This is a genomic window from Sphingomonas sp. PvP018 (assembly GCF_017876865.1).
GTDB lineage: Bacteria > Pseudomonadota > Alphaproteobacteria > Sphingomonadales > Sphingomonadaceae > Sphingomonas > Sphingomonas aerolata.
The window spans coordinates 408,437-434,545 of record NZ_JAGIOU010000001.1 but is presented as its reverse complement, the minus strand read 5'-3'; the positions used below and the strand labels follow the sequence as shown (position 1 = coordinate 434,545).

Sequence of the window (26,109 nt, the reverse complement as noted above, 5' to 3'; positions counted from 1 at the left end):
ACCGGGAAACCACATAATGGCCGGGTCAGCGTAACCCTGCCGCGTCCATCTCGGTCATGTCGCCGCTGATATCGATCCCGAGCGTGTCGAGACGCTTGCGCAGCGTGTTGCGATTGATTCCCATCGCACGTGCGGCGCGAAGCTGGTTCTGCCCATGCCGGGCAAGCATCAGTTCGATCAACGGACGCTCGACCTCACCGATGACGCGGTCGTACAGACTGCCATCGTCGAGCGCTGCCGGGTTTTCCCGCTCGATCCGCCCAATCAGTGCCTTCACCGCGCCGGCGATGTCGAGATCGGTTGCAGTGGCGGTCGGTGTTCGCGCGCCCAGCATCGCGTGGATAGCCTCGGCGCCGATGACCTCATCGCGCGCGAGCACCGCTAGCCTGCGCATCAGGTTTTCGAGTTCGCGAACATTGCCCGGCCAGTCATACGCGCCGAGCGCGGTGATCGCATCCCCCGCCAACTGACGTCGCGGCAGACCCTGGATCGCCGCATGATCGAGAAAATGTCGTGCGAGCAGGGCGACGTCCTGCCGTCGCTCGCGGAGCGGTGGCAAGGTGACCGGCACGACGTTGAGACGGTAGAACAGGTCTTCCCGGAAATGTCCCGCGGCCACCTGCGCCGCCAGATCGCGGTTGGTTGCGGCCAGGATGCGGACATCGACCCGGATCGTGCGCGCCCCACCGACGCTCGTGAACTCGCCCGACTGCAGCACGCGAAGAAGCCGGGTCTGCGCCTCCATCGGCATGTCGCCGATTTCGTCGAGGAACAGCGTGCCGCCCGTCGCCTGCTCGAACCGGCCGGCATTTCGCGTCGCGGCACCGGTAAAGGCGCCGCGCTCATGCCCGAACAGCTCGGCCTCGATCAATTCGCGCGGGATGGCGGCCATGTTGATCGCGATGAACGGCGCGGCGCTCCGCCGGCCGAGATCGTGGATCGCCCGGGCGACCAGTTCCTTGCCCGTCCCCGATTCGCCGGAAATCAATACGGTCAGATCGTTTGAGATGACGCGTGCGATGACCCGGTAAACGTCCTGCATCGCCGCGGACCGGCCGATCAGCGGCAGTGCGCGATCCTCGTCGCCGATCCGGTCATCGGACATCACCCCGCCCCGCGCCAGCGCCCCCGTCACCGCGCGTGACAGGACGTCGAGATCGAAGGGCTTTGGCAGATATTCATACGCGCCGACCTCCGCCGCGCGTACGGCAGTGGTCAGCGTGTTCTGCGCCGACAGGACGATGATCGGCAGCGTGGGGTGGCGCTCGGCGACATTGCGGACATGGTCGATGCCGTCGCCGTCGGGCAGCACCACGTCGGTGATCAGCACGTCGGGTATCGCCACAGCTAGGGCGCGTTCGAGTTGCGCGAGGCTGTCGGCGACGGTTACGTCGTGGCCGCTGCGCCGCAACGCCTGTGCGACGACGGTGCGAATCGCGGCGTCGTCGTCGACGACCAGTACAGTGCTCATGATGTGGCTCTTGGAAGCAGCAGGCGGAGAACGGTCATTTCAGGAATCCCCTCACGCGCATATTGCACGATCCCGCCCATATCGCGCGTCAGCTTGTCGACCAGGGCAAGGCCCAGCCCCTGCCCTTCACGACGCCCCGATACGAACGGGTCGAACAGGTGGTCGGCGATGTCAGGGGGCGCGCCGGGGCCATTGTCGAACACACAGATCTCGATCGGCAACGGGAGACGCGGTTTGCCCGGCGCGCTGCTGACGGTGATCCCGTGGCGATAGGCCGTGGTCATGATGATCAGGGGATTTGGTTGATCTGCAACGGCTTCGCGTGCGTTCTTCAGAAGGTTGATGACGATCTGAAGGACCGCGTCGCGATTGATATGCGCGGGCGGTAGCGACGGATCGAACCGCTCCTCGATAGCGATCCCGCGTGCAAAACCGGCGAGCGCCAGGCGACGCGCGTGGGTCAGCAGCGGGTAGATATTCTCGCTGGCGAGCGGAAGCGGCCGCGTATCGCTGAAGTCCTGCATCCGATCGATCAGCGCCGCGATCCGGTCCACCTCGGTCGTGATCAGCGTGGTCAGTTCGCCGGCATCGAGCAGTTGTGCCGCGCCGCGGATGCCGGACAAGGGATTCTTGATCTCATGCGCGAGCATCGCCGCGGCCCCGACTGCCGCGCGCGCGCCCGCGGTACGGTCCGCCGAATAGCCCAGCCGTCGCGAGATGGCGGGAACGTGCAGTGTGATCGCGCGCCAGCCGGGATGATCGGGCATGATCGTCTCGGCAAAGTCGACGCGGATCTTCACGCCGCGGGCGGTCGCGATCTCGGTATCGAAAACGGCGAGCCCGCGATTGTCGTGCTTGCGGGATTCGTCGGGGGGCGGGAGTATCGCCGCGATCGGCTGCCCGACCATGAGGCGCTCCGAGAGGTTGAGCAATTGCTCAGCCAGTGCATTGGCATGGGCTATCCTGTCGTCGGGATCGACCACCACCACCGCCACCGGCAGCGCGGCGAAGACGTCGTTGAACCCCGGACGGTCGTGCCGATCCGGCTCAGGCGGCTTCAAGATGACGCCAGGGCGCGTAGAACTCCGCCAGCATCGCCTTGACCTGGTTGGGGTCCGCCACCTGGTTCACCCGGTTCCGGAACTCCGCCGACCCGTGCAGGCCCTTGGTGTACCAGCCGATATGCTTGCGGGCCATGTTGACACCCGTCTCGATCCCATAGTGCTCGAGCATCGCCTCGTAATGCCCTGCGATCGCTTCATATTGTTCGTTGATCGACGGATCGGCTACGCGGCGGCCGGTCGCGAACCAGGTCATGACCTGATTGAGCAGCCAAGGCCGCCCATAGGCGCCGCGTCCGATCATCACGCCGTCCGCACCCGACTGGTCGAGCGCCGCCTCGGCATCCTCAATCGAGCAAATGTCGCCATTGACGATCACGGGGATCGACACCGCGTCCTTCACCCGGCGCACGAAGCCCCAATCGGCGCTTCCCTTGTACATCTGGTTCCGCGTCCGGCCATGCACGGTGATCAGCTTTACGCCGAGATCTTCTGCGATCCTGGACAATTCGGGTGCATTGAGACTGTCGTGGCACCAGCCCATACGCATCTTCAACGTGACCGGGACATCGACCGCCTTCACCGTCGCAGATATGATCGCCGTCGCCAGCTTGACGTCACGCATCAGCGCGGACCCGGCATCCCCATTGACGATCTTGCGGACCGGACATCCCATGTTGATGTCGACAATCGCGGCACCGCGATCCTGACTCAGCCGCGCGGCCTCGCCCATTTCATAGGGTGTGCACCCGACCAGTTGCATCGACACAGGCTCTTCGAGACGATCCCATGCCGCCTTCTGGATCGACTGGCGGGTCTCGCGGATCGCAGCCTGGCTCGCGACCATCTCGGTAACGTTGAGCCCTGATCCATATCGCCGCACAAGCGTACGGAACGGCATATCCGTCACGCCCGTCATGGGTGCGAGGACGACCGGACTTTCAATCCGCACGGTGCCGATCTGGATAGGTGAGAGATTACGCATAAGCTGCCCAAAAAAGAGGCAGAACATAGGCCGCGATGCCGGAACTGGCAAGGCTGGTCCAGCTGTTCCCGTCGTGCGCGACGTCATGGGGAACGACTGCCCGCACTGGCGATGCCGCGCTCAAGACGCTAATCGGCGCCCATGACAAAGCGCCGCACCGTCGCCCTGATCGTCGCAGCCGGGTCCGGCACCCGCGCTGGCGGCACCCTCCCCAAGCAATTCGCGACCGTCGCGGGAAGGCCGATGCTCATGCACGCGGTTACCGCAATGTCCGCGCACCCGGCGATCGACGCCGTGACGGTCGTCGTTGCCGAAGGTCAGCTGGACCATGCAAAGGCGGTACTGGCAGCAGGAGGCGTTACGGACGCGACGGTCATCGTCGGGGGCAGTACCCGCCGGGATTCGGTACTGAGGGGAATCGCTGCCCTGTCCGACTTGGATCATGTTCTCGTTCACGATGCCGCCCGGCCGTTCCTTCCTGCCGGGGTCATCAGCGCGGTCGTGGCAGCGCTGACGAACAGCGACGCCGCGGTGCCTGTGCTGCCGGTAGCGGATACGCTGGCGCGCGGCGCGACGACGCTGACCGGTCGCATGCTCGGCGAAGTCGTTCCGCGCGAGGCCGTATACCGGGTCCAGACGCCGCAGGGCTTCCGGATCGCTAAGCTGCGCGCCGCGCACGCTGCCTGGCCGGCCGAGGAAGATGCCAGCGACGATGCCCAGATGGTGCGACGGGTTGGCGGCAGCGTCGCGTTGGTGCAGGGCGATCCGATGCTCGACAAAGTGACTCACCCCGACGATTTTGCCGCCGCTGAAGCGCGCGCGCCCTATGAAAGCCGAACCGCGATGGGCTTCGACGTCCATCGGCTGGAAACGGGCGAGGAATTATGGCTCGGCGGCATCCGGATCCCGCACGACAAGGGGCTTTCCGGCCATAGCGATGCCGATGTCGCGCTGCATGCGCTAACCGACGCGCTGCTCGGCACGATCGCCGCGGGTGATATCGGCACGCATTTCCCTCCGAGCGATCCGCAGTGGAAAGGTGCCGACTCCGCGCAGTTCTTACAGCATGCCGCGCAGCTGATCGCCGCCAAGGGCGGTCGGATCGATTTCGTCGACCTGACCATCTTGTGCGAGATGCCCAAGATCGGGCCGCACCGGTCGGCGATGACGACCCGGATCGCCGATCTGCTCGACCTCACGACGGACCGGGTCAGCGTCAAGGCGACGACGACCGAGCGACTTGGCTTCACGGGACGGGGCGAGGGCATTGCCGCGCAGGCGGTCGCGACGATCAGCCTCCCCTCGAATCGCGGCCGTGTCGGCGCATGAGGTTTGCTGCCGCACTGACGCTCGCCGCGGTCGTCGCAACGCCGGTATCGGCACAGTCCCCCTGCATCTCCGGCCCCGAAGCGGAGGCGATGACGCTCGTCGCGCTGCCCGACATCATCCGTGAAACGGGCCGGGTCTGCGCGGCAAGGCTGCCCGCGACCAGCCTTGTGCGCAACCAGTCCAGTACGCTCATCTCGCGCTATCAGATCGAAGCGGACCGCGCCTGGCCGTCCGCCCGGGCCGCGATCGTCAAGCTCAGCGACCCCGCGGTCGATGCGCTTCTCCAGTCGGACTATGCCCGGCCGCTGCTTACGAGCCTGCTCGTCCCGCAGATCGTCGGACGGATCGCGGCGCGGGACTGTGGTACGATCGATCGACTCGTGACGCTGCTCCAGCCGCTGCCGCCGCGGAACACAGCCGGAATCGTCGTCGAGACGCTGCGCTATTTGAAGGCTGACAAGGCACGCCGCGGAGATCGATCGACGCCCGACCTTCCGCTCTGCACGGCAACGGAGAGCCGCTGATGGATACCCTTCTCCCTCCCGAGCTGATCGACGCGGCACGCAAGGTCATCGAGGCAAATCGCGCCCTCGGACGACGCGTCGCGGTTGCCGAAAGCTGCACCGGGGGCCTCGTAGCTGCGGCGCTGACAGAAATTCCGGGCAGTTCCGACGTGTTCGAAATCGGCTTCGTGACCTATTCGAACGAGGCCAAGCTGAAACTGCTCAAGATCAGCTCGGACGTGCTTGAGACCTTCGGTGCGGTGTCGATCGCCGTCGCGTGGAGCATGGCGCAGGGCGCACTCGAGCAATCGGGCGCGGATGTTGCCGTCGCCATCACCGGCATCGCCGGGCCCGGCGGTGGATCGGCGAAGAAGCCGGTCGGGACGGTGGTCTTCGCCCGTGCCGAGAAGGGCGGCGATCGCAGCGATGTTGACGCAGATCGCAAGGATTTCGGCGATCTCGGCCGCGGCGGTATCCGCCTTCAGGCTGCGCTGTGCGCGCTCGAACTCTTGCTGCCGGTCGAGGATGCCGCACCGTAAAGCTCGGCGGCGCGTGTCTCGAACGCGCCGATCATCTTGCGCAGTGCGGCACCGAAGACCTGACCCGCGATCAGTTCGAACATCCGGTTCTTGAAGGCAAAGTCGACGGTAAAGTCGACCGCGCATCCCTGCTCCTCAGGACGAAAACGCCATTCGTTGCGAAGATATTTGAGCGGACCATCGACATAGTCGACGAGGATCTCAGTCGGACGGGTCTTCTGCACGCGTGACGTGAACGTCTCGCGCAGACCCTTAAACCCGACGATCATGTCCGCGAGCGTCTCCGTCTCACTGTTCGAGCGAACACGCATCGCGCTGACCCACGGCAGAAACTCGGCGTAGCGGCCGACATCGGCGACCAGATCGAACATCTGTTCGGGTGTATAGGGAAGATGGCGTGTTTCGGAATGCTTGGGCATCAGATCCGTGCGACCCCAAGCTTGGCATCACGCGCCGCCCGAAGCTGCGCGAAATCGTCCCCCGCATGGTAGCTCGACCGCGTCAGTGGCGACGACGCGACAAGCATGAACCCCTTGGCCCGGGCGATCGACGCATAGGCATCGAACGCCTTGGGCGTGACGAACTCGGCCACCTTGGCATGGCGTGGCGTGGGCTGAAGATACTGGCCCATCGTCAGGAAATCGATGTCCGCGCAGCGCATGTCGTCCATCACCTGGTGAATCTCGAGGCGCTCTTCGCCCAGGCCGAGCATGACGCCCGACTTGGTGAAAATCGACGGGTCGTGGCGTTTCACGCTCTCGAGCAAGCGCAACGAGGCATAATAACGCGCGCCGGGCCGGATCGTCGGGTACAGCCGCGGGACTGTTTCGAGGTTGTGGTTGTAGACGTCGGGGCGCGCCTCGACGATCGACTCGATCGCGGCCTGCGCCTTGTTGCGGAAGTCGGGCGTCAGAATCTCGATCGTCGTAGTAGGGTTCGACGCGCGGATCGCGTGGATGACCTTCACGAATTGCGAAGCGCCGCCGTCGGGAAGGTCGTCGCGATCAACCGAGGTGATGACGATGTGGTTCAGCCCCATCTGCGCGGCGGCATCGGCAACATTCTGCGGCTCCATCCGGTCGACCGCACGGGGCATACCGGTCTTCACGTTGCAGAAGGCGCAGGCACGGGTGCAGGTATCGCCGAGGATCATGACCGTTGCATGCTTCTTGGACCAGCATTCGCCGATATTCGGGCATGCGGCCTCTTCACAGACCGTCGTCAGGCTTTTCGAGCGCATCAGTTCGCGGGTCTTGGCGAAGCCGGCGGATGTCGGGGCCTTGACGCGAATCCAGTCGGGCTTTCGAGCGCGCGGCGCGGCGAGCGGGGTCATCTCGTTCATGGCAGGCAGATAGCGATCCCGGCTATGCGAAACAACACACATGCGGTTCTTCGCCCGATATCGCCAGTATCCTGCCAAGCCGGTAACAACGCCCCCGCGATGGGGCAGATGGCAGCCCGGGCGTGCCTGCTACATCGTACCGCACCGACCAGGTCAGCGGAACCGTTCCAGATCCGTTGCAGCCGATACCGCGACGGCATATCGCTCGGACAGATACCGTTCGAACCGTTGATGCGCATCGCACGTAAGCTGGAACGCCGCGCCCCCCGCTCGCCCGTCGCCGGCAGCCTCGAACTCGATCAGCCCCTGGACCTCGAGCGCGCGAATCCAGCGGGTCAGTGTGGCGTGTCCGACCCCGAGCATCGGTTCGAGGTCGGTCGGCGTCAGGAGAACGCCCTCGGCCTCGCTGACATAGGCCGCAAGCAGGATGTCCCAGGCGCTGTCGGCAAATAACGACGGGCAGAATATTGCCCCGCGCGCGCGCCGGGCGTCCAGCGTCAGCTGTGCCGTCTTCAACAAGGCTTCGGGTTTGACCTCGCCGGACCCAGGCATGGTTTCCTCGAAGATCATCGTCACGCACACCTCGGTCCCTGGCGGCGCGATCGATAAATGGCCCTGGACCCAGAGATGCGACGAGTCGGTCCTGACCAGCCTTTTGGTCGTACTGATCGGGGATCCGGTATGCACCACACGACGCATCAGTCGCCGGCAACGCTCGCGGTCGGCAGGCGCGGTGAAATCGAGCATGTTGCTGCCAAGCAAAATGGCGGCTGTCGCATTTAGCGTGTGGCAGAACGTCGCGTCCACCTCGACAATCGCCCCTGAGGTGTCGACACCTATTCGACCGCGTTCCGTCATGACCTACGCCCACTGAATGGCCGTCCGCTACTCGGACACGCCCATTATCTTAGGGCAAGCCTAACCATCATCGGAAGCTGTTCACGCTAACATAAGTTGTTCGGAAGGCGTTAGAATTTCGACCAAAATGGATATAACTTCAGAGGACCGCGACCAAAAGCGGGGTTGCGCTTTGCGACGATTAGAGCTTGAGGGCCTTTTTCGCGACCTTGAGGACGGCGGGATCAAGCGGCGGGGGCACTATCGCAACTCCGCCCTCCAGGCGATCCGCGACGACGGTCAGCGCAGCGATCCGTGCCGCCTTCTTGTCGTTCCCGTCGATAACGATCCACGGCGCGGCCGCGGTGTCCGTGCGTGCGAACATCTCATGCATCGCGGCGAGATAGTCCTCGCGTCGCGACCGGTTGTGATAGTCGTCGAGACCGGTCTTCCAATGCTTCCAAGGGTCGCGCAGCCGCGCCTCTAGCCGCCGGTCCTGTTCCGCTTGGGTGATATGGACGAAGATCTTGATCAGCGTCGTGTCGTTCTCGATCAATCCCGCTTCGAAGGCATTGATCGCGTCATAGCCGCGCTCCCATTCGCGGCGCGTGGCGAATTCCTCGACCCGCTCGACCAGTACCCTGCCGTACCAGCTCCGATCGAAGACGGCGATGTTCCCGTCCGCCGGCAACCGTTTCCAAAAGCGCCAGAGAAAATGATGTGCCTTCTCGTCGGCGCTTGGGGCGGCGATCGGCCAGACGCGGTAGGTACGGGGATCCCACTCGGCCGACAACCGCTGGATGATACCGCCCTTCCCCGCCGCATCCCACCCTTCGAACATCACCACAGCGGGGCGCTTGTTGACGATATGCGCGACCTGAATGTGCTCAAGCCTCTTCTGGAGCTTTGCCAAGTCGCGCTTGTATTTGCCGTCATAGGCGTCGCCGGCTTCATAATGGGCAAGATCGATGGGCATAAGCAAACTCCAGAAGATCAAGCGGCCACCAGGGGCGGGACGGAAATGACCATGACGGCAGAGCCGCCCCAGCGTCAGCCAGCGGCGGGCGTCGCCGTCTTGGCCGGGTCCTTCGGCCCATCGACGGTGAGCTTGATGTTGAGTTCCTTCAGCTGGCGCGGGCTGACCGGGCTCGGTGCGCCCATCATCAGGTCCTCGGCCTTCTGGTTCATCGGGAACAGCACGACCTCGCGGATGTTCGGCTCGCCCGCGAGCAACATGACCATCCGGTCGATGCCGGGTGCCGAGCCGCCATGCGGCGGTGCGCCGACCTTGAACGCGTTGATCATGCCCGCAAAGTTCGTGTCGACATCGGCCTGCGTATAGCCGGCGATCTCGAACGCCTTGTACATGATCTCCGGACGATGGTTCCGGATCGCACCCGACGACAGTTCGACGCCGTTGCAGACGATGTCGTACTGGTACGCCAGGATATCGAGCGGATCCTTGTTCTCCAACGCGTCCATCTCGCCCTGCGGCATCGAGAACGGGTTGTGGCTGAAGTCGATTTTCTTGGCGTCCTCGTCATATTCGAACATCGGGAAGTCGACGATCCAGCAAAACTCGAACCGGTTCTCGTCGATCAGGCCGAGATCCGCACCGATCCGCGCGCGGGCAGCGCCGGCGAGCTTGGCGGCGGGGAGTTCCTTGCCGGCGGCGAAGAAGATGCCGTCGTTCGGGCCGAGGCCCATCTCCGCTATCAGCTTGCGCGTCGCTTCCTCGCCGTGGTTCTTGGCGATCGGACCGCCCAGCTCACCGTTCTTCTGCGTGATGTAGCCGAGGCCGGCATGACCCTCGGCGCGCGCCCAGTCGTTCATATCCGTGAAGAACTTGCGGCTCTTCTCGGCGGTGTTTGGTGCGGGGATCGCGCGCACCACGTCACCGCCGGCGACGATGCCCGCGAACAGGCCGAAGCCCGAGTCGACGAAGTGGTGGCCGACGTCGTGAATCAGGATCGGGTTGCGCAGATCAGGCTTGTCGCTGCCGTATTTCAGCATCGATTCGCGGTAGGGAATGCGCTTGAACGGCAGGGCGGAGACCTGGCGTCCCTTGCCCTGCCAATCGGCGAACTCCTCGAACACGCCGTGCAGCACGGGCTCGATCGCGTTGAACACGTCGTCCTGCGTAACGAAGCTCATCTCGAAATCGAGCTGGTAGAACTCGCCCGGCGAACGGTCGGCGCGTGCGTCCTCGTCGCGGAAGCAGGGGGCGATCTGGAAATAGCGGTCGAAGCCCGCAACCATCAGCAACTGCTTGAACATCTGCGGTGCCTGCGGCAGCGCGTAGAACTTGCCCGGATGCACGCGGCTCGGCACCAGATAGTCGCGCGCGCCCTCTGGCGACGACGCGGTCAGGATCGGCGTCTGGAATTCGGTGAAGCCCTGATCGTTCATGCGGTTGCGCAGCGAGGTGATCACCTTCGAGCGGAGCATGATGTTCGCGTGCAGCCGCTCGCGCCGCAGGTCGAGATAGCGATAGCGCAGGCGGATATCCTCGGGATATTCGGCTTCGCCGGCGACCGGCATCGGCAGCTCGCCTGCCATCGACTGGACGGTCGCGGCGGTCGCGCGGACCTCGATCCCGCCGGTCGGCAGGTTCGGGTTCACCGCTTCGGGCGCGCGTGCGGTCACCTTGCCGGTGATCGTGACGACGCTCTCGCTCTTCAGGCCCTCGATGACCTTGAAGACGGGGCCGGACACGTCGGTGACGATCTGCGTGATGCCGTAATGATCGCGCAGATCTATGAAGACCAGGTCGCCATGATCGCGCTTCTTGTGGACCCAGCCCGAGACGCGGACCTCCTCGCCGACCTGTTCGGGGCGGAGGGCGGCGCAGTTATGGGTGCGATAGGCGTGCATGTGTCTCGTCTCTCATACGTCGTCCCTGCGTTTGCTGGGATCTCGTGCAGCAAGGGTGCGCCCTGCGACGGGAGATCCCAGCGTTTGCTGGGATGACGGGAATTGGATGGCCCGCGCTTCCCTTCCCTACCGGCCTTTGTCAAGGCGCCCCTTTGTCAACATGGGGGAGCCTCGCTATGGACGAGCGATGCATATCCACCCGCTTATCTCCGACAGTGCCACGCTCGCCAATCTGTGCGCGCGCATGGCCGACGCCGACTATGTGTGCGTCGACACCGAATTCATGCGCGAAAGCACCTATTATCCGGAGCTCTGCCTCATCCAGATCGCCGATGACAAGGAAGCCGCCGCGATCGACCCGATGGCGCCGGGGATCGACCTGAAGCCGCTGCTCGACCTGCTCGTCGAGAATCACGACGTGCTGAAGGTCGTCCATGCCGGCGGGCAGGATATCGAGATCGTCTACAACCTCACGGGCAAGACGCCCTTCCCGCTGTTCGACACGCAGGTCGCGGCGATGGCGCTCGGCCAGGGCGAGCAAATCGGCTATTCAAACTTGGTCGACAGTTGGCTCGGCATCGTGGTCGACAAGGGCGCGCGGTTCACCGACTGGGCGCGGCGCCCGCTGGATGCGCGCCAGATCGAATATGCGATCGGCGACGTGACGCATCTGTCGAAGATCTTCCCCAAGATGCTCGAGCGTCTACGCAAGACCGGGCGCGGCGTGTGGCTTGACCAGGAGATGGAGCGGCTCGGCGATATCGCCAATTATGCGAACGATCCCGACCTGGCATGGAAGCGAGTCCGGATCTCGGGGCGCAAGCCCGACGTACTCGGCCGGTTGAAGGCACTGGCGCGGTGGCGTGAGCTCGAAGCGCAGGCGAAGGATCTGCCGCGCGGGCGGATCGTAAAGGACGAGACGCTTGGTGACATGGCAGGGCATCCGCCGCGGAAACAGTCCGACCTTGCCCGAGTTCGGGGGCTTTCCGCCACCTGGGCTGGCAACGATATCGGGGCGCGACTGATGCTCGCGATCGAGCAGGCACAGCCGCTCGGCGACGATGAGCTTCCGCCCCGCGACGATCGCAAGCCGGGTCTTGGCAAGGAGGGCTCGCTGGTCGCGGATCTGCTCAAGCTCCTTCTCAAAATCCGCTCGCGAGATATTGATGTAGCGTCGAAACTTCTTGCGAGGACCGACGAACTCGAGGCGCTGGCCGCGGGCGTGCGGACGGGCTTGCCGATGCTGGAGGGGTGGCGGTTCGACCAGTTCGGCCGCGACGCGCTGGACCTGGTCGAGGGTCGGCTAGCCTTCGCGGTGATCAACGGAAAATTGAAAATGACCCGTACGGAGGACGCGGCATGAAGCGGGCGCTGCTTGCGGTCGTGCTTGCTTCCGCCGGGTGCATGCCGGTCGAGATGCGCGACCGCACGCCCGGTGCCGCGACGCCAACCCCGCCCGGTGCCACGTGCAAGATTGAAGCCCTGGGCGATCTGGTCGGCAAGCGCGCGAGCGATGCACGTGCGGATGTGATGCTGGCCCGATCGGGCGCGCGTACGCTGCGGTGGATCGCGCCGAACGACGCGGTGACAATGGACTTCCGGACCGATCGCCTGAATGTCTATGTCGACGGCGCGAGCAGGATCGAGCGTTTCACCTGCGCCTGAGCCTGACCCCGCGTTAGTCTCCGGTCAGCCGATCGCGAGCACAGGCTTCCGGCCGACGGCCGCGGCAAGCGCCGCGTGTCGCCGCTCAACGGCTTCTCCGTAGAGTCCCCGATCTGCGGGCAGCAGCGTAAGCGTCAGCGATACGCCGTCGTCGGTGATGCGTGAGCGTTTGAGCGGTCCGGCAAGCCCCCCGCTCATTCGCTGCCCGAGACGCATCGCAAGTCCCCATGCCGTCGCGCTCTGGATCTCTGCGGGTGTCGCCAGGCGCTCCACGGGATCCGCGGCGGCCAGGTCGCCGCCTAGGCTGGTATACAAGGCCTGGGCTAGCATGCCGCGACCCGGTGCGTCGATCGCGACCCAATTGCCATGCAACGCGACTTCGACCCCGCGCTCGGCGCGAAATTCCGGATTGGCGCGCCAACCCACATCCGCCAGGAGGCAGGCGGTGTGGCGCAAGCGCGCCACTGCCGGGGGCTCGGTAACGAACAACGGCGCGATCCAGCGATCGAGCAGATCGCCATGTTCGGGAAAGCGGCCGAGCAGTCGCCCCTCCTCGCGTGCGGCTTCGATCAGGGGGTCGAGGGCCCGCGCCGCCGGCTTAAGGTCGCCGTAGAGCAGCCCTTCACGCAGACCATAGGCGGAGACGATCGTCGTCTTGCTGCCGAGCTGGCGCATGAGAATGCCGAGCAACGCGGCGGCATCGCCGAGCGTCGCGATCCGCCCGGACGACAGGCCCGGAATGGCTTTCAGGCGTGGCTTGGACAATTGCGGGATGGTGCGGCTGAGGCGCGTGACGGTCGCCGCGGTCATAGGATATTGATGGATGATCGGCAGCGGATAGTCCGATAACTCCATATCGAGCCGCGCCAGTGCCCGCCATGACCCGCCGACAAGATACAACGGCAGGCCCTGCCCGCGTGCGGCCCAGCCGGCATCGCGCACGAGCCGCGCCACATGGCGCTCGAGCACCTTGCCGCGTTTCGCCCGCATCGGTCCGATACGCAGCACGCCGAGGGGAAACGAGACGCTGTCCTCGATCTTGCCACGGCGGACGCGTACGAGCTCGAGGCTGCCGCCGCCGAGATCGCCGACGATGCCATCCGCCTCAGGGATCGCAGACAGCACGCCATAGCCCGCAGCGCTCGCCTCCTGTCCGCCCGACAACGTCTCGACCTTGAGCCCCAACTCCTCTGCCGCGGCGATGAGGTCACCACCGTTCCGGGCATCGCGAACTGCTGCCGTGGCAACCGTCCGCAGCGTCGAACACTCCATCTCACGCGCAACCGCGGCAAACCGCGCAAGCGCCACCTTAGCCGTCTTGAGTGCTGACTTTTCGATCGTGCCCGTCGCCGCCAATCCGCGGCCGAGGCCCGCCAGCACCTTCTCGTTGAACCGGATCGCCGGCAGTCTGGGCGGCCCCTGATAGACGACGAGCCGGATCGAGTTCGATCCGATGTCGATGATCCCGGTGCGCGGATGGTCGTCGACCTCAACCTTTGGCGTCGCGGTGCCGAACAGGAGGTTGGTAACGCTCATCGCTGTCGACGGAGCGAAAGCGTCGGTACGGTTGCGCTCGTGGCAAGCGATGCACCACGGCCGGAAAGAGACGGATTGGTCATGAAATACCGATGCAGGTTGAACGGACGATCGCCGGGATCGACGCGAGAATAATCGCCGTCGGGTCCTAGCTCCCAGCTTTGCTCGTTGTCGATGAGATTGGCGACCATCACCTGGTCGAGGATCTGGTCGTGCACCGTCGGGTTGAGGATCGGCAGCATATATTCGACGCGCCGATCGAAATTACGCGGCATCCAGTCGGCGGACGAGATGAACAGCTTCGCACCGTCGTTCGGCAAGGCCTTCCCGTTTCCGAAAGCCCAAATACGGCTGTGTTCGAGGAACCGGCCGATCACCGATTTGACGCGGATCGTTTCGGACAGGCCGGGCACACCCGGTCGGAGACAGCAGATACCGCGGATGATGAGGTCGATTTCGACCCCAGCCCCGCTTGCCTCGTACAGCTTCTCGATCACCGCAGGGTCGACCAGCGAGTTCATCTTCGCCCAGACCCCTGCCGGTCGCCCCGCGCGGGCATTGGCGATCTCGACGTCGATCAGGGTCATCAGATTCTTCCGGAGGTCCCGCGGGCTCAGGCTGACACGGGCCATGTCCGTCGGTTCGACATAGCCGGTGATGTAGTTAAACATCTGCGCGGCGTCTCGCCCGACCGCCGCGTCGGCGGTGAAGAAGCTGAGGTCAGTGTAGATCTTGGCCGTGACGGGGTGATAATTGCCGGTACCGAAATGGCAGTAGGTCCGGAACGCCTGCCCCTCTCGGCGGACGACCAGGGAGACCTTTGCATGGGTCTTCCAGTCGATGAACCCGTAGACGACCTGCACCCCTGCGCGTTCCAGCGCGGAGGCCCAGACCATGTTCTGCTCCTCATCGAACCGTGCCTTGAGTTCGACTACCGCGGTGACTGATTTGCCCGCCTCGGCCGCGGTGATCAGCGCATTGATGACCGCGGGTTGCTTGCCGGCGCGGTAGAGGGTCTGCTTGATGGCGACGACATCGGGATCATTCGCCGCCTGCTTCAGGAAGGCCAGCACCACCTCGAACGTTTCATAGGGGTGGTGGACGACGATGTCCTTGGCCTTGATCGCTGCGAAGCAGTCACCGCCAAATTCACGGATTCGCTCTGGAAAGCGCGGCGTGAAGGGCGGGAATTTCAGATCAGGGCGATCCTCCTCGACCAGGCCGTCGAGATCGACGATGCCCAGCAGGTTACCGCTTTCGGTGATGATCGCCTCGGCCCCGCCCAGTTCATCCTTGAGCACGGCTGCCAGCACGTCCGGTATGCCGGTTTCCAGTTCGAGCCGGATCACCCGGCCCCGGCGGCGGCGTTTGATCGCGTTGGCGAAGTAGCGGACAAGGTCCTCCGCCTCCTCCTCGATCTCCATGTCGCTGTCACGCAGGACCCGGAAGCTCGCGGCGGCAAGAACCTCATAGCCCGGGAACAGCACGGGCGCGAACCGCTTGAGCAGCGTCTCGATCGCGACGTAGCGCGCGGGCTCGCCAGGCAACCGCACGAAGCGCGTCATGGTGTGCGGCAACATGACCAGTTCGCGGACCGGTTCGTTGTCCGACCGGCGGACGAGGTCGAAGATCACCGACAGGCCGCGGTTCGGAATGAACGGGAACGGATGGGCGGGGTCGAGCGCCTGGGGGGTCAGGATCGGAAAGATCTGCTCACGAAAATGCGTTTCGAGCCAGTCATCGGCTTCGCCCTCTACGGCATCGCGGCGCAGGACAAACAGCCCCGCTTCGTCGAGCAGCACACGAAGATCACCCCAGACCGCCTGCTGGCTCTCCATCAGCGCGTCCGCTTCGCGGATGATCGCGGTCAGCTGCTGCCCGGCAGTCAAGCCGTCGGCCGAGCGACGGTCGACGTCCTGCGTCTGCTGACCCTTCAGTCCGGCGACACGCACCATGAAGAACTCGTCGAGATTGGATCCCGAAATCGAAAGAAACCTAAGCCGTTCCAGCAACGGATGCGCCGGATTGCACGCCTCCTCGATCACGCGTCGATTGAACGCGAGCCAGGAAAGCTCACGGTTGAAAAATCGGTCGTTCGGCTGAGCGCCGATGGGATCGTCGTCGTCTTCCGCTTGGCGGACGATATGCGCTGGACGGTTCATCGGTCCTCTGGGGGCTTAAGGTGACGTGAAAAGCGGCAGATCAAGGGCAAGTTGCGGTCGTAGGATCAGGCCAGCCTCGGTCAGCGTGGTGCGTGCAAGATTAATGGACAAGCGCTTGCGGCGTTCCATCGTTTCCTGATCCAGCGCATCGACGGTTCGCGTGACGGTAATATGACTACGCTCGATTCGCGACGCGAGCCAGTCAATGAGATCAGGCCGTGCATCGACGTTGCGGCGCTCGAACAGATGCGCAAGCAGCAGGCGCATAAGCTCGTCGTCGGGTGCACCGATCGCCGCGATCGGGCTCGCAGCGAGGCGCGATCGCAGGTCGGGAAGCTTGACCTTCCATTCCGGCGGCGCCGCGTCGGCGACAATGAGCAACGGTTTTTGCTCTTCCTGGGCCTGGTTCCAGGCGTGGAAAAGCTGTGCCTCGGGTACGCGTTCGGCGTCGTCGATGATCGTCCCGCCGCTCTTGGCCGCGAAGATTCGAGCCAGCAGGCTGCGACCAGATTTTCGCGGGCCGGTCAGGACGGCGGTCATCACCGGCCAGGTCGCCCAATGCTCCAGCGTCTGCGCCGCACGGACATTTGAAGGGGTTACAAGGAAGGCGTCGTCTCGGGGATCAGCCGGCCAACCGAGCGGCAGCGCAATTTGAGTCATTCGGTCCGCGCTCACCCTGTCGTCGCATTGTCCGCGGGCAGGTCCGGCGGAAGAAGTTGTGCGGTCCGGCGGATCCGGATGGTCTGGCCCGAACCGAACACCTGATAGCCGCGCGCTTCGAGCGCCGCCTTGAGCGCTGCCGGATCGCCGTCATAGGCGACACGCATCAGCGACACGCCGCCGAGTGCGAGGCTGGTGGTCGCGGCCGACCGGACGCCGGGAATCGCCCGCAGCGCCGCTTCCGTCGAGGCAACCGCCGCCGCTGCGGGCGTATCGAACTGAACGGTGATCGACAGGCCGGTGCCCCCCGTCAGGACGGCCGTATTGGCATCGGCCGTTTCGTCGACCGGGATGGTTTCGGTCGCAATCGGATCGGGCGCAGGTGGCGGCGAAAGGCTGTAGTCGACCCGCAGCGTGCCGTTCCGCCGCGCCCGCTGGTACAGGTCGTCGATCCTCTTGACGCCGGTGTCCAGGAGCTGCGGCAGCCCGTCCGGGGTGCCGACACGCAGCGTGAAACGGCCGATCAACGCGTTGTCGGGGCCATGACGTGCTTCGAACACCCCGATGACCGGACCACCCGGCCATTGGCGATAGAGCGTGACGACCGGAACGATAACGTCGCTGGCGCCATATTGATCGATAATCGTCCGCCACCATCCGCGGCCGGGCCGCTGCGTCTGGCCGACGTTCAACAATAGCGCGTCGGGACCCGACCCCGACGGGCGGACATAGTCGATGCTGCTATTGCCCGTCCGATAGCGTGCCCAGGCCTGCTGCCATTCCGTCCGCTGCTCGAAGACCTGCCCGACACCGCCCGACCATTGGACCGGTATGACGAGCATCGGTTGCGACCGATCCGAATAGGTCGAAATCCCCAAGAGCGATCCCGCCCGATTACGGTCGAACAGCACGCCGAGCTTGGCGACGTAACGCTGCGGCCCGATCTGTTCGTTCTCGACGACGATACCCGAAACTAGCGAATCGAGTGTGCCGTCGGACACCAGCGCTCCGCCGCCGCCCAGCCGACTCGACAACTGCACCCAGGCCTTGCGCTGCGCCAGTCGCCAGCCGCCATAGCGGGCAGCGTCAGCGGACGGGCCCGCGACGTCGACGATGACGCCGCTGACCTCGTACGCACTCCCGCTATCGACGGGCGCTGCGCCGCGGCTGCCGCCCTCGATCTGTGCGAGCACGGCCCCGCCGCCAAGCAGGAGCGCGGCGCCGGCAAGCGCGATGGGAAGGGCACGGATACGCATCACGCGGGCCTTTTGGCGAAGCAGACGTGGAAATCCAAGCGCGATGTGGCTAGCAGCACCGATCATGACCGATACGCCAGACACCGCCACGCCCTATACCTATGCTCAAGCGGGGGTTTCGATCGCCGCCGGCAACGCGCTGGTGCGCGCGATTGCACCGCTTGCCCGCTCGACGCGACGACCCGGCGCCGATGCCGATCTCGGCGGCTTTGGTGGCCTGTTCGACCTGAAGGCGGCGGGCTTCGTCGACCCTTTGCTGGTCGCAGCGAACGATGGTGTGGGCACCAAGCTGAAGCTGGCGATCGAATGGAACCGACATGATGGCGTCGGCATCGATCTCGTTGCGATGTGCGTCAACGACCTGATCGTCCAGGGCGCCGAGCCACTGTTTTTCCTCGACTATTATGCAAGCGGCAAGCTCGACGCGGCTGTTGCGGAGCGCGTCGTCGCGTCGATCGCCCAGGGTTGCAAGACGGCCGGCTGTGCGCTGATCGGCGGCGAAACCGCGGAAATGCCGGGCATGTACGCGGCCGGCGACTATGATCTCGCCGGCTTCTGCGTCGGCGCGGTCGAGCGGACCAACATGCTGACCGGCCGCGATATCGCGGCGGGCGACGTGATGCTCGGACTGGCGTCGTCGGGCGTGCATTCGAACGGCTTCTCGCTCGTCCGCCGGCTCGCCAGCGACCGCGGTTGGAAACTCGACCGGCCGGCGCTGTTCGATCAGGACAAGCTGCTGATCGACCATCTGATGGCGCCGACTCGGATCTACGTCGCCGGCCTGCTGCCGCTTCTGCGTGAGCGCCGCATCAAGGGCCTCGCGCATATCACGGGCGGTGGCTTGCTCGAAAATATTCCACGGGTTCTGCCGCAAGGCGTTCATGCGATCGTCGATGCGGATGCCTGGGAGCAGTCCCGGCTCATGGCCTTCCTTCAGGCGCAGGGTGCTATCGAACCGGAGGAGATGGCACGGACCTTCAATTGCGGCGTCGGCATGGTCGCGATCGTCGACGCTAACGAGATGACGACGATCACCGCTGCACTGGAAGCCGCGGGCGAAACGGTATTCCCGATCGGGCGGATCGAGGCGGGGACACATGGCTGCACCGTGCGCGGTTCGGCGGGCACGTGGAGCGCGCGCGCCGACTGGACCGCGACTCATGGCTGACAGAACGCGCGTCGGTGTGCTCGTATCGGGGCGCGGATCGAACATGATCGCGCTGGTCGAGGCGTCGCGCGCTGCGAACTGTCCTTATGAGGTGGTGCTCGTCGCGTCCGACAAGCCGGAGGCGGCGGGCATCGCATGGGCAAAGGCCGAGGGGATAGCGACATTTGCGCTGTCTCCCCGCGGGTTGGGCAAACCGGCTTATGAGGCGGCGATCGATGGGGCGCTCCGGGACGCCGCGGTCGAGGTCATCGCGCTGGCCGGCTATATGCGGCTGCTCTCCGACGGATTCGTCGCGGCATGGCGCGATCGGATCGTCAATATCCATCCCTCGTTGCTCCCCAAATATAAGGGGCTCGATACGCATGCGAGAGCGATCGCGGCGGGCGATGCCACGGGAGGATGCTCGGTCCATCTGGTTACCGAGGAACTCGATGGCGGCGTCGTGCTGGGTCAGGCCGAAGTCCCGATTTTGCCAGGCGACGACGCCGGTGCGCTGGCAGATCGCGTGCTGGCCGCGGAACATGCGCTATACCCCAAGACGCTTGCCGAGTTCGTGAAACGATGAACGTCCTGCCGAAAACAGACATCTGATGAGCCGCGAAACACCGACCGAACGGCGTGAAGCCGCCGAAACGCGCCGCCGCTGGGTGACGCTGGCAGAGGTCCTCGCGGTCGCCGGTGTGCTCATCGCGGCACTCACGCTGTGGAGCAACTGGTCCGAGCGCAACGCGGACAAGGCCGAGAAGGCGAGCGCGCGTGCCAGCGAACAGCGCGAAAGCCGGCGTTTCGAAATCCGTGCCGTCGCAGCGCAGAACGGCGATTCGCTGATGTTGCTGCGCGACGACAGACATGAGATCCAGACGGCGACGATCGCGTTCCCTTCAGCGCTGGGCGTCGAACGCAAGGATGCCCTGACGGATCAGATCCAACGCGACTGGTTCGAAAAGGCCTTGCTGAAAGCCACCGACGGCGGCGCGGACGATCAGGCCGGGCGGCTGCCGGTCCTCGTTGCGGTCACCTATACCGACGGCGATGCCTCGGGCTCGGCAAGCGGGATCTACGACGTGATCTGGCGCACTAAAGCCGGTGTGTTTCCGTTTGGCCGGTCGTTGAAACTGGAAGGCTTGAAGCTCAGGCAACGTGGCGGCGATCAGTCTAGGCTAGACGCGTTATGGACACGCCAACAACGCTAGCGAGGCACCCTGCCCCTGCGACCGTCAGATTTCACGGGCGTAGACCGGATCGGTGTACGGCGTCGTCCCAATCCTGAAGGGCCGGGTGCCGATCACAGAGAATTGCTGGCGTTCGTAAAATGCGCGGGCGCGGGCGTTCAATCCCCACACACCCAACAGCACACGGAGATAATGGCGTTCAGCCGCGTCAGCGAGCGCCCGGTCCATCAACGCGGCGCCGAGACCTGATCCCTGCGCCTGCTTCATGAGGTAGATGCGGCGCAGTTCGATATCGCGAGGGCCGGTGTCGATAGGAAATGCAGGCTTCGTGAGTACGGAATAGCCGATCGGGGCATGGCCCGGCTCATATTCGGCGAGCGTCACGATCGTTGCCGGATCGTCGAGCCATGCCTCGAAGACCGCGACGCTGTTGTTCCGCGTACAGTGATCGACGATGTCGACCCCCGCAAAGGCTGTTGCGTAGGCGTCGAGAAACGAGGCGGCTCCGACGAGCGAGAGGGCGGGCGCATCGCCCACCGTCGCGCGTCGTAGCCGCCAGAGCATCAGCCGACGATTTCTTCGGGCTTGAAGAAATAGGCGATCTCGATCTCGGCATTCTCGTCCGAATCCGAACCGTGAACGCTATTGGCTTCGATCGACTCGGCGAGTTCCTTGCGGATCGTGCCGGGCTCGGCGTTCGCCGGGTTGGTCGCACCCATGATGTCGCGGTTGCGCTGCATCGCGTTCTCGCCTTCGAGAACCTGGACGACGACGGGGCCCGAGATCATGAACGAGACGAGTTCACCAAAGAAGGGGCGCTCCTTGTGCACCGCGTAGAAGCCTTCGGCCTGCTCGCGGGTCATCTGGATGCGCTTCGACGCGACGACGCGCAGGCCGGCTTCCTCGAGCATCTTGGTGACCGCACCGGTCAGGTTGCGGCGGGTGGCATCGGGCTTGATGATCGAAAAGGTACGGTTCGCGGCCATGATGGTCACGGGCTCCTGTGTTGGCGGGAATTGGATGCGCGGCGCTTAGGCGCGGATCGGCCCCAAGGCAACGCCTATGCCGTCCAATTTCAGCCAGCCTGCTCCCAGCGGCCGGCATCGTTCTGTTTCCAGTACCGGCGCTCGACACCGTCACGATCGCCCAGCGCCTTCCATGCCAGCCGCGCCTCGCGAATCGCCTCTTCGTCAAACACGTGGAACACCCGCTCGAAATCGAGCGCCGCGTCCCGCCAGCGACCGTCGACGATCGCGACGTTGCGCGCCGCGTTGGCCGTCGTCACGTCGCTGGCAATCAGGACGGGCTGTGCCGCGTCGTCACCTGCGCCGATATGTGCATGCGGCAGAAAGCTCTCCGGCGCATAGGACCAGAGGAGCCGATCGATTGCGACACGCTGCGCCTCGGGTTCGGCGACGATAAGCAGTCGGCCGCCGGTCTGCACAACGCGCTCGGCGATTCGCGGAAGGACGCGGTCGAGCGGGCTGGTCAGGTGGTAGAAATCGACCTGCATTGTGTTGCTCCCCCAAACCCAGACTGCCGCCCCAGGCCGCCCCGTCATCCTGACCTCTGCCAGGATGACGGTATATAGGTCATTCAGCCTTCGAAATTGTCGGCCACAAACCGGTCGAGCAGGCGCACGCCATAGCCAGTCGCGCCTTTGTCGTGGTGGGTTCCCGGCTTGTCCGACCAGACCATGCCCGCGATGTCGAGGTGCGCCCATTTCACGCCTTCGTCGACGAAGCGCTTGATGAACTGCGCCGCAGTGATCGACCCTGCGCCGCGCGGGCCGACATTCTTCATGTCCGCGATCGGCGAGTCGATCAGCTTGTCATAGGCCGGCGACAGCGGGAAACGCCACAGCGTGTCACCGCTGGCCGTACCAGCCGCAAGCAACTGGTCCGCCAGCGCGTCGTCATTGGCGAAGATGCCGCCATTCTCGGTGCCAAGCGCGACAATCATCGCACCCGTCAGCGTCGCGAGATCGACGATCGTCGCAGGCTGATGCGTCTTCTGGACCCAGGTCACGCAGTCGCAGAGCACGAGCCGTCCTTCGGCGTCGGTGTTCAGGACTTCGATCGTCTGGCCCGACATCGACGTGATGACGTCGCTAGGCCGCAACGCCGCGCCATCAGGCATGTTCTCGACGAGCCCCATCACGCCGACCACATTGGCCTTGGCATTGCGCGCAGCGAGCGCCTTCATCGCGCCGGCAACGGCCCCTGCTCCGCCCATGTCCCACTTCATGTCTTCCATGCCCGCGCCCGGCTTGATGGAGATACCACCCGAATCGAACGTCACGCCCTTGCCGACAAGGGCAAGCGTCGGGACGTCGGAAGCGGCTCCGTTCCACTTCAGCGCCAGCAGGCGGGCCTCGCGGCGCGAGCCCTGGCTGACGCTCAGCAGCGAACCCATGCCAAGTTCCGCCATCTGCGCTTCGTCGAGGACGGTGATTTCGAGCCCCAGCCCTTCGACGTCCTTCGTCACCTTCTCGACAAAGCTCTCGGGATAGAGAATGTTCGGCGGCGACGTGACGAGCCACCGCGTCAGATCCATGCCACCACTCACCGCGGCCTGCTCAGCCCATGCCGCGTCGGTGCCTTCGGGGGCACCGGCGATCGTGAATGTCGTCAAGCTGGGCTTCGACGTCTCGGCAAGCTTGGTGCGATACGTGTCGTAACGCCATGCGCGCTGCAGGCCCGCTGCGGCGAACCGGGCGGCAGCCGCAGCACTCGGGGGCGTCGAGGCGGCACCCAGGTCGATCGTTACAGCAATGGCGCCTGACGTCAGCAGGCGCGCGGTGACCGCACCGCCCGCTTTCCCCCAATCCGCATCGCTGCCTGCACCGACGCCAACGAACAGGAGGTGGCGTACCGTGTCCGCGACCGGAACGAAGACCTCGATGATCGCCCCCGCTTCGCCGGTGAAGCGGGCAGCGGCCGCGGCCTGCGTCGCTACCGCCTCGACGCTATCCCCGATCGCGGTCCATCGCGTCTTGGACAGTCCGTCCTTGGCAACGGGCACGGCGAGAATGGCCGCATCGGGCTTGGCGACGGGGGTGAAATCGATCTGCATGGGGACCTCGAAAAACATTGAATAAACTGGGCTAGATGCCCCTAAGCTGATGCTGCGGAGGCGGCAAAGCAAGGTCGCGGCCGATCAAGCCTGTGGATAGCGGTGATCCGACGCACGGCGATTGCAGCAACGCGCGGACGATGCGATAGGCGGCGCGGTATGGCGGCGACCGGCCGCAGTTCCAAAAGGGGTTGGTTCGGATCGTGTTGCGTATCGACCTTATGGCGGGTTGCGCCCTGTCGCTCGCCTTGCTCGCATCGGGACTGCTTCCAGCGTCCGCGCGCGCGCAGGATCTCCAGGCGCGTCCGGCAGCGCCGCCCCTTCCGGAACCGCCGACCTCATCGACCCCGACGGATCCGGATCAGGTGCAGTTCAGCGCCAGCGGTCTTGAATATGACACTGACGCCGACATCGTCACGGCAACGGGTGAAGTCCGCATGTTCCGCCAGGGCGATCGGCTGCGCGCCGACAAAGTGGTGTGGAACCGCAAGACGGGAAAGGTTCTTGCGACGGGCAATATCGCGGTCACCAACCCCCAGGGCGACATTGCCTATGGCGACTCGATCGAGCTGACCGACTCGCTGAAAGACGGCGTCGTCGACAACATGCTCGTCGTGCTCGAACAGGGCGGCAGGCTGGCCGCCAAGCAGGGGACGCGCGAGGCTGACGGCACGGTCGACTTGCGCAGTGCCGCATATACGCCCTGCGCCGTCGTCAACTCGGCCGGGTGTCCCAAGGAGCCGACCTGGAAGATCACCGCCGTCAGCGTCACCTATCGACCCGATCGCAAGCGGATCTATTACGCCGGCGCGCGCCTGCACCTGTTCGGACTTCCCAGCCTGCCGCTACCCAAATTCTCGAATCCCGTCGGCGGGGGCAGCGACAGCGGGCTGCTATCGCCCAATGGCGGCTATAGCCGGGTCAACGGTTTCGAAGTCAGCATTCCCTATTATGTGAAGCTCGCGCCCAACCAGGGCCTGGTCGTCACGCCGCACCTCTACACCAGCGTCCTGCCGATGCTTCAGGCTGACTATTCCGCGCTCAGCACCAGGGGCGCATTCAGCCTGCGCGCCTATGCGACCGAAAGCCGCCGAAGCGACGATCTGACCACGGCAAATTCGGCGGACACCAGCATGGCGTTCCGCGGCTATCTTGACGGCATGACACGCTATCAGCTGACGCCCAACTGGAGTGTCAGCGGCTCGCTCCGCCTGACGACCGACCGGACATTCCTGCGGCGCTACGACATCTCGCGCGACGACCGGTTACGCAGCACGGCGAGCCTCGAGCGGATCGACGACAGCAGCTATTTCGCGCTGACCGGCTGGTACGTCCAGACGCTGCGCGTCAATGACAGCCAGGGTCAGCAGCCGATCGCGCTTCCCGAGATCGACTATCGCAAGCGCTTCGACGATGGACTGGTCGGGGGCCGCGTCCAGCTCCAGCTTAACACGCTGGCGCTGACACGCACCGACGGACAGGACACGCAGCGCGCGTTCGCCAGCGCGCAATGGGATCTTCGACGGCTGACGAACTGGGGTCAGGAAGTCACCTTCACGGCTTTCGCCCGCGCCGACGCCTATAACACGAACAACACAGACGCGACCTCGATCGTCAGTTATCGCGGACTCGAAGGATTTCACAAGCGGGCGATTGGCGCAGCGGCCGTCGACGTGAAATGGCCGTTCATCGGCACGTTCCTCGGCGGCACGCAGCGGTTCACGCCGCGTGTCCAACTGGTCGCCGCACCGAGCATTGCCAACACGCGCATCCCCAACGAGGATTCGCGCGCCGTCGACCTCGACGATACCAATCTGTTCGCACTGAACCGCTTTGCTGGGTATGACCGGTTCGAGGATTCCTCGCGCGCCACCTATGGCGGCGAGTGGGCACTCGACCTTCCGGGGATCGCCTTCACGACGAATATCGGACAAAGCTATCGCCTGGGTACGCGGCCGACGATCCTGCCCGACGGTACGGGGCTCAGCGACCGGTTCTCCGATATTGTCGGTCGCAGTGAGTTACGGTTCCGCGACTTTGTTTCGGTGGTGCACCGCTACCGGCTCGACAAAGACAGCCTGGCGATCCGCCGCAACGAGATCGACGCCACGATCGGATCGCGCGCGACCTATGTGCTCGTCGGCTATCTCAAGCTGAACCGCAACATCGACGCCGCGATCGAGGATTTGCGCGACCGCGAGGAGATCCGGGTCGCCGGCCGTGTCCAGTTTGCCCGGTTCTGGTCGGCCTTCGGATCGGGGGTCGTCGATTTGACGAACAAGTCGGAAGATCCGCTGTCGGTCAGCGACGGTTTCAGCCCGATCCGCCACCGTGTCGGCGTGCAGTATGAAGACGATTGCCTGCGGCTTGGCGCGACGTGGCGGCGGACGTACAACGATACCGGTGATGCGCGGAAGGGGAACAGTTTCCTGCTGACGCTGGCCTTCACCAATCTTGGCCGCTAAGCCCGCATT

General features: G+C 64.7%; 25 protein-coding genes. 9 read left to right on the top strand and 16 right to left on the bottom strand.

Features of this window, described 5'->3' with window-relative positions:
• Positions 1–25 precede the first annotated feature (25 nt).
• The 3 genes from ntrC to dusB are packed head-to-tail and all read right to left on the bottom strand — an operon-like array spanning position 26 to position 3,517.
• Complete coding sequence (gene ntrC / locus J3A66_RS01735) at positions 26–1,471, bottom strand: nitrogen regulation protein NR(I) (protein ID WP_209566677.1); 1,446 nt, start codon at positions 1,469–1,471, stop codon at positions 26–28.
• Positions 1,468–2,532, bottom strand: coding sequence for an ATP-binding protein (locus J3A66_RS01730; protein WP_245336660.1), 1,065 nt, complete (start codon positions 2,530–2,532; stop codon positions 1,468–1,470). Before J3A66_RS01730 ends, ntrC begins: the two co-directional genes overlap by 4 nt.
• The gene (gene dusB, locus J3A66_RS01725) at positions 2,519–3,517 is read right to left on the bottom strand and encodes a tRNA dihydrouridine synthase DusB (RefSeq protein WP_056676688.1); all 999 of its coding nucleotides are present in this window, start codon (positions 3,515–3,517) and stop codon (positions 2,519–2,521) included. The genes J3A66_RS01730 and dusB overlap by 14 nt, the downstream gene beginning before the upstream one ends.
• Before the next feature lie 141 nt (positions 3,518–3,658).
• Here dusB and J3A66_RS01720 point away from each other — a divergent pair, with 141 nt between their 5' ends.
• The 3 genes from J3A66_RS01720 to J3A66_RS01710 are packed head-to-tail and all read left to right on the top strand — an operon-like array spanning position 3,659 to position 5,888.
• Positions 3,659–4,846 (top strand): bifunctional 2-C-methyl-D-erythritol 4-phosphate cytidylyltransferase/2-C-methyl-D-erythritol 2,4-cyclodiphosphate synthase, encoded by a 1,188-nt coding sequence (locus J3A66_RS01720; RefSeq protein ID WP_209566676.1) that lies wholly within the window; start codon positions 3,659–3,661, stop codon positions 4,844–4,846.
• A complete protein-coding gene (locus J3A66_RS01715; protein ID WP_209566675.1) occupies positions 4,843–5,370 on the top strand; it encodes a hypothetical protein in 528 nt (175 codons plus the stop codon). The genes J3A66_RS01720 and J3A66_RS01715 overlap by 4 nt, the downstream gene beginning before the upstream one ends.
• Positions 5,370–5,888: a CinA family protein gene (locus tag J3A66_RS01710; RefSeq protein WP_209566674.1), complete on the top strand. Its 519-nt coding sequence runs from the start codon at positions 5,370–5,372 to the stop codon at positions 5,886–5,888. The genes J3A66_RS01715 and J3A66_RS01710 overlap by 1 nt, the downstream gene beginning before the upstream one ends.
• Here the strand turns inward: J3A66_RS01710 and J3A66_RS01705 are convergent.
• The 5 genes from J3A66_RS01705 to aspS all read right to left on the bottom strand — a co-directional run bounded on the left by J3A66_RS01705 (position 5,831) and on the right by aspS (position 10,941).
• The gene (locus J3A66_RS01705) at positions 5,831–6,307 is read right to left on the bottom strand and encodes a type II toxin-antitoxin system RatA family toxin (protein WP_209566673.1); all 477 of its coding nucleotides are present in this window, start codon (positions 6,305–6,307) and stop codon (positions 5,831–5,833) included. The two genes, J3A66_RS01710 and J3A66_RS01705, sit on opposite strands and share 58 nt — an antisense overlap.
• Positions 6,307–7,230 carry a lipoyl synthase gene (gene lipA, locus J3A66_RS01700; RefSeq protein WP_166747414.1) on the bottom strand — a complete coding sequence of 308 codons (924 nt, stop codon included), beginning with the start codon at positions 7,228–7,230 and terminating at the stop codon, positions 6,307–6,309. The genes J3A66_RS01705 and lipA overlap by 1 nt, the downstream gene beginning before the upstream one ends.
• A 153-nt stretch (positions 7,231–7,383) precedes the next feature.
• Positions 7,384–8,088: a PAS domain-containing protein gene (locus J3A66_RS01695; protein WP_183936474.1), complete on the bottom strand. Its 705-nt coding sequence runs from the start codon at positions 8,086–8,088 to the stop codon at positions 7,384–7,386.
• A gap of 181 nt (positions 8,089–8,269) precedes the next feature.
• Positions 8,270–9,043, bottom strand: a complete 774-nt coding sequence (locus J3A66_RS01690) for a polyphosphate kinase (protein WP_209566672.1) — start codon at positions 9,041–9,043, stop codon at positions 8,270–8,272.
• 74 nt (positions 9,044–9,117) lie between these two features.
• The gene (aspS, locus tag J3A66_RS01685; protein WP_192071069.1) at positions 9,118–10,941 is read right to left on the bottom strand and encodes an aspartate--tRNA ligase; all 1,824 of its coding nucleotides are present in this window, start codon (positions 10,939–10,941) and stop codon (positions 9,118–9,120) included.
• Between the two features lie 187 nt (positions 10,942–11,128).
• On the opposite strand from aspS, the gene rnd reads away from it, so the two are divergent.
• Together rnd and J3A66_RS01675 are read left to right on the top strand one after the other, a co-directional pair.
• Positions 11,129–12,304, top strand: a complete 1,176-nt coding sequence (rnd, locus tag J3A66_RS01680; RefSeq protein ID WP_209566671.1) for a ribonuclease D — start codon at positions 11,129–11,131, stop codon at positions 12,302–12,304.
• Positions 12,301–12,606 (top strand): I78 family peptidase inhibitor, encoded by a 306-nt coding sequence (locus tag J3A66_RS01675; protein ID WP_107933721.1) that lies wholly within the window; start codon positions 12,301–12,303, stop codon positions 12,604–12,606. Before rnd ends, J3A66_RS01675 begins: the two co-directional genes overlap by 4 nt.
• A gap of 24 nt (positions 12,607–12,630) precedes the next feature.
• Here the strand turns inward: J3A66_RS01675 and J3A66_RS01670 are convergent, their stop codons facing one another.
• The 4 genes from J3A66_RS01670 to J3A66_RS01655 are packed head-to-tail and all read right to left on the bottom strand — an operon-like array spanning position 12,631 to position 18,220.
• Positions 12,631–14,142, bottom strand: a complete 1,512-nt coding sequence (locus J3A66_RS01670; protein WP_209566670.1) for a Ppx/GppA family phosphatase — start codon at positions 14,140–14,142, stop codon at positions 12,631–12,633.
• The gene (locus J3A66_RS01665) at positions 14,139–16,304 is read right to left on the bottom strand and encodes an RNA degradosome polyphosphate kinase (RefSeq protein ID WP_031439008.1); all 2,166 of its coding nucleotides are present in this window, start codon (positions 16,302–16,304) and stop codon (positions 14,139–14,141) included. The genes J3A66_RS01670 and J3A66_RS01665 overlap by 4 nt, the downstream gene beginning before the upstream one ends.
• A 15-nt stretch (positions 16,305–16,319) precedes the next feature.
• On the bottom strand, positions 16,320–16,964 hold the full coding sequence (locus J3A66_RS01660; RefSeq protein WP_183936674.1) for a DnaA/Hda family protein: 645 nt from the start codon (positions 16,962–16,964) through the stop codon (positions 16,320–16,322).
• 11 nt (positions 16,965–16,975) lie between these two features.
• The gene (locus J3A66_RS01655; RefSeq protein WP_192138914.1) at positions 16,976–18,220 is read right to left on the bottom strand and encodes a heavy-metal-associated domain-containing protein; all 1,245 of its coding nucleotides are present in this window, start codon (positions 18,218–18,220) and stop codon (positions 16,976–16,978) included.
• A gap of 64 nt (positions 18,221–18,284) precedes the next feature.
• On the opposite strand from J3A66_RS01655, the gene purM reads away from it, so the two are divergent.
• Genes purM through J3A66_RS01640 form a run of 3 tightly spaced genes read left to right on the top strand, consistent with a single transcriptional unit; the run spans position 18,285 to position 20,581 of the window.
• A complete protein-coding gene (gene purM, locus J3A66_RS01650) occupies positions 18,285–19,388 on the top strand; it encodes a phosphoribosylformylglycinamidine cyclo-ligase (RefSeq protein ID WP_192138913.1) in 1,104 nt (367 codons plus the stop codon).
• Positions 19,381–19,953 carry a phosphoribosylglycinamide formyltransferase gene (gene purN, locus J3A66_RS01645; protein ID WP_056408321.1) on the top strand — a complete coding sequence of 191 codons (573 nt, stop codon included), beginning with the start codon at positions 19,381–19,383 and terminating at the stop codon, positions 19,951–19,953. The genes purM and purN overlap by 8 nt, the downstream gene beginning before the upstream one ends.
• Before the next feature lie 25 nt (positions 19,954–19,978).
• Positions 19,979–20,581: a hypothetical protein gene (locus J3A66_RS01640; protein WP_209566669.1), complete on the top strand. Its 603-nt coding sequence runs from the start codon at positions 19,979–19,981 to the stop codon at positions 20,579–20,581.
• A 24-nt stretch (positions 20,582–20,605) separates the two neighbouring features.
• Here the strand turns inward: J3A66_RS01640 and J3A66_RS01635 are convergent, their stop codons facing one another.
• The 4 genes from J3A66_RS01635 to J3A66_RS01620 all read right to left on the bottom strand — a co-directional run bounded on the left by J3A66_RS01635 (position 20,606) and on the right by J3A66_RS01620 (position 23,635).
• On the bottom strand, positions 20,606–21,097 hold the full coding sequence (locus J3A66_RS01635; RefSeq protein WP_311724578.1) for a GNAT family N-acetyltransferase: 492 nt from the start codon (positions 21,095–21,097) through the stop codon (positions 20,606–20,608).
• A 26-nt stretch (positions 21,098–21,123) separates the two neighbouring features.
• Positions 21,124–21,546: a nucleoside-diphosphate kinase gene (gene ndk / locus J3A66_RS01630; RefSeq protein WP_031393391.1), complete on the bottom strand. Its 423-nt coding sequence runs from the start codon at positions 21,544–21,546 to the stop codon at positions 21,124–21,126.
• A gap of 89 nt (positions 21,547–21,635) precedes the next feature.
• A complete protein-coding gene (locus tag J3A66_RS01625) occupies positions 21,636–22,073 on the bottom strand; it encodes a DNA polymerase III subunit chi (RefSeq protein ID WP_159510593.1) in 438 nt (145 codons plus the stop codon).
• 83 nt (positions 22,074–22,156) lie between these two features.
• Positions 22,157–23,635 (bottom strand): leucyl aminopeptidase, encoded by a 1,479-nt coding sequence (locus tag J3A66_RS01620; RefSeq protein ID WP_209566668.1) that lies wholly within the window; start codon positions 23,633–23,635, stop codon positions 22,157–22,159.
• A 221-nt stretch (positions 23,636–23,856) separates the two neighbouring features.
• Between J3A66_RS01620 and lptD the strand changes: the two genes are divergently transcribed.
• Positions 23,857–26,100: an LPS assembly protein LptD gene (gene lptD, locus J3A66_RS01615; protein ID WP_209570338.1), complete on the top strand. Its 2,244-nt coding sequence runs from the start codon at positions 23,857–23,859 to the stop codon at positions 26,098–26,100.
• The last annotated feature ends 9 nt before the right edge of the window (positions 26,101–26,109 follow it).

Excerpts from the sequence above, each read along its gene's own strand:
- rnd (WP_209566671.1), top strand. The coding sequence starts at position 11,129 with ATGCATATCCACCCGCTTATCTCCGACAGTGCCACGCTCGCCAATCTG.
- J3A66_RS01675 (WP_107933721.1), top strand. The coding sequence starts at position 12,301 with ATGAAGCGGGCGCTGCTTGCGGTCGTGCTTGCTTCCGCCGGGTGCATG.
- dusB (WP_056676688.1), bottom strand. The coding sequence starts at position 3,517 with ATGCGTAATCTCTCACCTATCCAGATCGGCACCGTGCGGATTGAAAGT.
- J3A66_RS01710 (WP_209566674.1), top strand. The coding sequence starts at position 5,370 with ATGGATACCCTTCTCCCTCCCGAGCTGATCGACGCGGCACGCAAGGTC.
- purM (WP_192138913.1), top strand. The coding sequence starts at position 18,285 with ATGACCGATACGCCAGACACCGCCACGCCCTATACCTATGCTCAAGCG.
- ndk (WP_031393391.1), bottom strand. The coding sequence starts at position 21,546 with ATGGCCGCGAACCGTACCTTTTCGATCATCAAGCCCGATGCCACCCGC.
- J3A66_RS01620 (WP_209566668.1), bottom strand. The coding sequence starts at position 23,635 with ATGCAGATCGATTTCACCCCCGTCGCCAAGCCCGATGCGGCCATTCTC.
- lptD (WP_209570338.1), top strand. The coding sequence starts at position 23,857 with ATGGCGGGTTGCGCCCTGTCGCTCGCCTTGCTCGCATCGGGACTGCTT.
- J3A66_RS01660 (WP_183936674.1), bottom strand. The coding sequence starts at position 16,964 with ATGACTCAAATTGCGCTGCCGCTCGGTTGGCCGGCTGATCCCCGAGAC.
- J3A66_RS01625 (WP_159510593.1), bottom strand. The coding sequence starts at position 22,073 with ATGCAGGTCGATTTCTACCACCTGACCAGCCCGCTCGACCGCGTCCTT.
- J3A66_RS01705 (WP_209566673.1), bottom strand. The coding sequence starts at position 6,307 with ATGCCCAAGCATTCCGAAACACGCCATCTTCCCTATACACCCGAACAG.
- purN (WP_056408321.1), top strand. The coding sequence starts at position 19,381 with ATGGCTGACAGAACGCGCGTCGGTGTGCTCGTATCGGGGCGCGGATCG.
- J3A66_RS01695 (WP_183936474.1), bottom strand. The coding sequence starts at position 8,088 with ATGACGGAACGCGGTCGAATAGGTGTCGACACCTCAGGGGCGATTGTC.
- J3A66_RS01670 (WP_209566670.1), bottom strand. The coding sequence starts at position 14,142 with ATGAGCGTTACCAACCTCCTGTTCGGCACCGCGACGCCAAAGGTTGAG.
- J3A66_RS01720 (WP_209566676.1), top strand. The coding sequence starts at position 3,659 with ATGACAAAGCGCCGCACCGTCGCCCTGATCGTCGCAGCCGGGTCCGGC.
- J3A66_RS01690 (WP_209566672.1), bottom strand. The coding sequence starts at position 9,043 with ATGCCCATCGATCTTGCCCATTATGAAGCCGGCGACGCCTATGACGGC.
- J3A66_RS01715 (WP_209566675.1), top strand. The coding sequence starts at position 4,843 with ATGAGGTTTGCTGCCGCACTGACGCTCGCCGCGGTCGTCGCAACGCCG.
- ntrC (WP_209566677.1), bottom strand. The coding sequence starts at position 1,471 with ATGAGCACTGTACTGGTCGTCGACGACGACGCCGCGATTCGCACCGTC.
- J3A66_RS01665 (WP_031439008.1), bottom strand. The coding sequence starts at position 16,304 with ATGAACCGTCCAGCGCATATCGTCCGCCAAGCGGAAGACGACGACGAT.
- J3A66_RS01640 (WP_209566669.1), top strand. The coding sequence starts at position 19,979 with ATGAGCCGCGAAACACCGACCGAACGGCGTGAAGCCGCCGAAACGCGC.
- J3A66_RS01655 (WP_192138914.1), bottom strand. The coding sequence starts at position 18,220 with ATGCGTATCCGTGCCCTTCCCATCGCGCTTGCCGGCGCCGCGCTCCTG.
- lipA (WP_166747414.1), bottom strand. The coding sequence starts at position 7,230 with ATGAACGAGATGACCCCGCTCGCCGCGCCGCGCGCTCGAAAGCCCGAC.
- aspS (WP_192071069.1), bottom strand. The coding sequence starts at position 10,941 with ATGCACGCCTATCGCACCCATAACTGCGCCGCCCTCCGCCCCGAACAG.